Here is a 5,505-nt window from a genome sequence, read left to right on the forward strand (position 1 = left end):
TCCCTCACCGCGGTGAGGGACGCGTACGCCTGCTCCAAGTGGGAGACCGCCGAGGGCGGTTCGTCGGCCGCGAGCGCGATCTCGCCCAGCACGATCCGGGCCAGGCCCGTACCGCGCGGATAACCGGCCTCCTCCCACAGGGCGATGGCCCGCTCCACCGGGGGTACGGCCTCGGTGAGCCGCCCCGACCGGAAGTGGGCCACGCCGAGGCCGAGGAGCGCCTGGCCCTCGTCCCTGAGGTCGCCGGCGGCGCGGGCCGCGTCCTTTGAGGCGGTGTACCAGGTGACCGCCTCGTCGACGCGGCCTGCGGCGCTCAGGCCGATGGCTCCGGAGTTGAGCATCTGGCGCTCCGCCTCGGCGTGTCCGGCGCGGCGGGCGGCGGCAAGGCCCAGTTCATGGGCCTCGATCCACAGGTCGTAGAGGCGCAGACGGAGGAAGAGGGGCCACATGGCGTCGACGAGCTGCCAGGTCAGCGTGGACCAGTGGCGTTCGGCAGTGGCACGCAGCACGGCCATCAGGTTGGTCCGGTGGCGGTCGAGCCAGGCCAGCGCACCCGTCTCGTCGTCGAACGGCGGTTCAAGGTCGGGCCAGTGCTCGTCGGCCCGCTCCAGGGTGAACTGCGCAGGGGTGATGAGCTGTTCGGCGCGGGTGGCGGTCGCCAGGTACCAGTCGCCGGCCCGGCGCAGTGCCTCGTCGCGCTCATGGCCGGCGGTCTGCTGGCGGGCGTGGAGGCGGACGAGGTCGTGGAAGCGGTAGCGGTCCTCGCCGAGTTCCTGGAGGAGGTGGGACTCGACGAGCACGTCGAGTAATCCGTCCGCCTCGTCGAGGGTCAGGGCACCGGCGGCAGCGGCGAGCCGGCCGTCCAGCTCGGGAGTGGGCAGCCGGCCCAGCAGCCGGTAGAGCCGGGCCGCCCGGGCGGGCAGGGCCCGGTAGGACTCGTCGAGTGCGCCTCGCACCGCTGTCTCTCCTTCCACGGCCAGCACGGCCAGTCGGTCACCGGGGCGGGCGAGCGCCTCGGCCAGCGCGCGGAGCGGCTGCCGGGGGCGGGAGGCGAGCCGGGCGGCAGCCACGCACACCGCGAGGGGCAGCCCCGCGCAGAGGGTGACCACCGCGCGGGCTGCGGCCGGGTCGTCGGCGACCCGTTCCCGGCCGACGCCTCTGATCAGCAGTTCCTCCGCCGCCTCGGGCGGCATGACGTCGACGGTGTGAAAGGCGGCGCCGTCGATGCCGAGCCCGGTCAGCCGACGGCGTCCGGTGACGACGACGAGGCCGCGGTCCGAGCCGGGGAGCAGCGGCCGGGCCTGGGCCGCGGTGCAGGCGTTGTCGAGGAGGACCGCGAGCCGCAGTCCGGAGGTGACCGACCGCCACAGCGCGCTCTGCTCGGCGATGTCGGCGGGCACCGGGCCGGGGTACAGGGCGCGGAGGAACCGTCCGAGGATCTCGCCGGGCGCCGCCGCGTCGGTGAGGTCGTGGCCTCGTAGATCCGCGTAGAGCTGCCCGTCGGGGAAGTCGCCGCCGATCCGACGCAGCCACTGGGTGACCAGGGAGGTCTTGCCCACTCCGGCGGGCCCTGTCACGACGACCAGCCCGGTCCGGCGCGGCGCCAGCCGTTCCAGGGCGGCGAGGTCGCTCTCCCGGTCGGTGAAGTGGTGTGCCGCGGGAGGAAGTTGGCGGGGTACGGGAGTCGGTGGTGCCGGGGGCGGCAGATGGGTGTGGATACCGCCGTTCACCTCGTCTACCTGGACGACGACACCCTGTACCCGCGCGTCCCCGCCGATGTAATTGCCGATCGCGGCCGCGTCACCGCCCGGACCGCGTTCGCCCCGTCCGGGAAAGCCACCGAGTCTGCCCGTGCCGCCGCTCATGCCGTCCGCCCCCGTGGTCGAATCCGAGCCCGCGACGGGCACCGACGGATGCCGCGTACACGCATTGAAGGTGCCCTACCCGCCACCACTCCCGGATAAAGGACAAGGATCCGGCCGACAGTTCGAGGCGTGTCTGGTTTCCCAGGTGACGAGGTGTCATTCTGTGCAGTCTGCGCGGTCCTTGAACGGGTGTGCCGGCGAGAGGAACGCTGGTGGAGATCCATGTTCTCGGCCCCGTCGGCCTCGGTGTCCAGGAGGGCCGGCTCGGTCTCGGTTCGGGCAAGGAGGCGTCGGTCCTGGCTGCCCTGGCCCTGGACGTCGGCCGTCCGGTGCCGCTGGACTGCCTCGTCGACCGGCTCTGGGACGATCCTCCGGGGCGTGCCCGGGAGAACGTCCACACCTACGTCTCCCGGCTCCGCCGGGCCATCCGGGAGGCGGCGCCGGGTCCGGGCGCCCCCGCGATCACGCATCGCACCCACACCTACACCCTGGTCACCGCCCCCGAGACGGTGGACTGGCACCGCTTCCTCCGTATCGCCGACCGCGCCGGAACCGTGGCCGCCGAGGGGGACGACACCCGTGCCGCGGCGCTGTTCCGGGAGGCCGAGGGCCTCTGGACGGAGCCGCTGGCCGGTCTGCCCGGACTGTGGGCCCGGCGGGTCCGTACCGCTCTCGCGGAGAAGCGACGGGCCGTGGTCGGCGCGCGCGTCGCGGTGGAGCTGCGGCTGGGCCGCTTCGCCGAGACGGCGGGCGAGTTGTCCGCGCTGGTCGACGAGTACCGCGGCGACGAGGCCCTCGCGGGCCAGTTGATGGTCGCGTACTACGGCGGCGGCCGGCAGGCCGAGGCCCTGCACCTCTATCAGCGGGTGCGGCGGATCCTGCGCACCGAGTTCGGCACGGACCCGGGTGAGGAACTGGTCCGCGTCCACCGGCAGATCCTGGCCGGGGGTCCGCCGCACGACCTCGTGCGGCGGCCCGCCGCCACTCGCCCGCCGTCTCCGGCCGCCGTCCGGCCACAGCGTGTGCCCGACCATCTCCCCCGGCAGGGCCCCCTCGTGGGCCGCCGCGCCGAGATGGAACGGATCCGCTCCGCAATCGACACCGCCTCTCGGGACGGTGCTGTCGTCACCCTGGAGTCCATCTCGGGGATGGCGGGCGTCGGCAAGTCCGCGCTGGCGATCCGCGCGGCACACGAGTTCACCGGCCGCTTCCCGGACGGCTCCCTCTACGTGAATCTCCGGGCCCACGCCCAGGGCCAGGAACCCCTCACCGCCGGAGCCGCCCTCGCCACGCTCCTCCGCCTCCTCGAGGTACCGCCGCAGTCCATCCCCGCCGACGTCGAGGAACGCGCCGCGCTGTGGCGCCAGGCCCTCGGCCACCGACGTGCCCTGATCATCCTCGACGACGCGGCGGGCCCGGAGCAGGTACGGCCCCTGCTGCCCGGCGCGACGGAGTGCTTCGTCCTCATCACCAGCCGCCGCCGGCTGGTGGGCCTGCCCCGGGGACGCTCCCTGGCGCTGGACGTGCTGCCCACGGCGGACGCGGTCGCGCTGTTCCGCGAGTGCGCCGGCCTCGACGGACCACGGCCCACGGACGCGGCCGGTAGGCGGGAGGAGCAGGAACGGCTGGAGGAGCGGCAGGAGTTGGAGGAGATCGTCCGGCTCTGCGGCCATCTTCCGCTCGCCATCGAGATTGCCGCCAACCGGCTCAGCGCACATCCCTCGTGGGACCTCACCGTGCTGCGGGGCCTGCTCTCGCGGACCACCGACCGCCTCGCCCAGATCCGCGACGGCTACTCCGAGATCGCTCGCGCCTTCGAGGTCTCTTACCAGACGCTCTCCTCCGCCGAGCAGTCCGCCTTCCGGCTGCTCAGCCTCCACCCCGGCCCCGAGTTCGGCCCGCACGCGGCCGCCGCCCTCCTCGGCCGGCCCCTCGACGAGACGGAACGCCTTCTGGAGTCGCTCCTGCAGTGCCATGTCCTCCAGGAACCGGTCCCGAACCGCTTCCGCTTCCACGACCTGCTCGGCGAGTACGCGCATCTGCTGTGCGGCGCCCAGGACACCGACGAGCGGCGCGAAGCGGCCCGCGACCGGCTGCTGGAGCACTACCTCCGTACGGCGGACCACTGCGACCGGCTGCTGTACCCCCGCCGTATCCGGCTGGACGTACCCGACGCGGACCCCGCCGCCCGGCTCGCGCACCTGCCCGTGCCCCGCACCCCCGCCGACGCCCTCATCTGGTTCACCACCGAGCGACAGAACCTGCTGAGCGCCGAACAGGGGCTGCGGGGCCACGGGGCGCCGGCACGGGCAGCGCTGCTCAGCCATGTCCTGGCGGGGTTCCTGGACGGCGAGTGCTACTGGACCGATGCGGTACGGCTGCACGGCGCGGCCGCCGAGTACTGGCGCGGTGCGGGGCGTCGCAGGGAGTGGTGCCGGGCCCTGCTGGACCTGTGCGCGGCGTACACGGCGACCGGACGGTTCCCGGACGCGGACCGGACCGCGAGGGAGGCTCTGACCTGTGCCCGGACGATCGGCGACCGGGATGCCCGGGCCGAGGCCCTGCGTGAACTGGGGGTGCTGCACTGGCACATGGGCCGCTATCCGCAGGCCCTGGACTTCCAGCGGGAGTCCTTGACTCTCTGCGCGCCCGCCGGGGATCGGTGGCGCGAGGCCCGGTGCCAGAACAACATCGCCATCTGCCTGCTCTACCTGTCCGAGCACGAGGACGCGCTGTCCTGGTTCCAGGACGCGATCGAGGGTTTCGAGGCCACAGGCGACGAGCGCATGCTGGCCAAGACGCTCAACAATCTCGGCAATCTGTTCCTGCGCACCGGCGATCCGGAGCGNNGGAGCGCTCGCTGCGGATCGCGGAGCGTACGGGGAGCCCGTCGGACAGGGCGATCCTCCAGATCAACCTCGCCGAGATCCACCTGTTCACGGGCCAGGCCCATGCTGCGGTCGCCCTGTGCCGGGAGGCGCTGCCCGTCTTCCGCCGGATGGGCGCGCAGAAGAACGAGGCGATCACCCTCACCCGGCTGGGATGCGCCCGCCGGGCCCTGTCCGACGTCGACCGCGCGGCGGACCATCTCCGGCAGGCCCTCACGCTGGCCAGGGACATCGGGGCGGCGCTGGAGGAGATCCAAGCCCGACGCGCCCTCGGCGTCTGCGAGTTCGAACGCGGCCGGCCGGCAGCCGCAGTCCGCCATCTGACGGCCGCGATCGAAGCGGCGCGTCGGCTCCAGGCGGCGGAGGAGGAAGCGGGGGCCGAGGAAGACTTGGAACGCATCCGCACGAGAGTGATCGAGTTTGATCGATTGCGTCTGTGACCGGCTGCAAGATCAACGATTCTGCGATCACATGGGGCGTCGTCGAGCATGATTCACTAAGCTTCGGGGCACGTCGCGAACAACCGTTCCGGCGTGGCACAATTGAGCGATTCATGCTCTGAGAGGTACGCCTTGAGAAGCACGCGCACGGCGGCGCTCATCGCGCTGTCAGCACTGGGAGTAATCGCAATCGCAACGCTCACATGCATCCCGACAACCGTCGTGATGCACAGCGGTTACTCGGCGCGGGAAACCGCCTGATCCACCCTTCGGGGGCGGTCATGACACCGCCCCCACCCTTCAGTCCTCCAC

3 protein-coding genes are annotated in these 5,505 nt (G+C 72.6%); 2 read left to right on the top strand and 1 reads right to left on the bottom strand.

Translation table 11 applies throughout. The annotated features are described in order from the left end of the window. The coding region (locus AOK15_RS40045) for a tetratricopeptide repeat protein (RefSeq protein WP_055524043.1) at positions 1-1,865 on the bottom strand (1,865 nt) is incomplete at its 3' end. Positions 1,866-2,077: 212 nt separating this feature from the next. Here AOK15_RS40045 and AOK15_RS40050 point away from each other — a divergent pair. Both AOK15_RS40050 and AOK15_RS48965 read left to right on the top strand, forming a co-directional pair. Continuing rightward, on the top strand, positions 2,078-4,713 hold a 2,636-nt coding region (locus tag AOK15_RS40050), incomplete at its 3' end, for an AfsR/SARP family transcriptional regulator (protein WP_205632316.1). Positions 4,714-4,767: 54 nt separating this feature from the next. Further along, positions 4,768-5,193 (top strand): tetratricopeptide repeat protein, encoded by a 426-nt coding sequence (locus AOK15_RS48965; protein ID WP_478078829.1) that lies wholly within the window; start codon positions 4,768-4,770, stop codon positions 5,191-5,193. The last annotated feature ends 312 nt before the right edge of the window (positions 5,194-5,505 follow it).

The sequence above is a fragment of the Streptomyces ossamyceticus genome, from assembly GCF_001418475.1.
Lineage (GTDB): Bacteria > Actinomycetota > Actinomycetes > Streptomycetales > Streptomycetaceae > Streptomyces > Streptomyces ossamyceticus.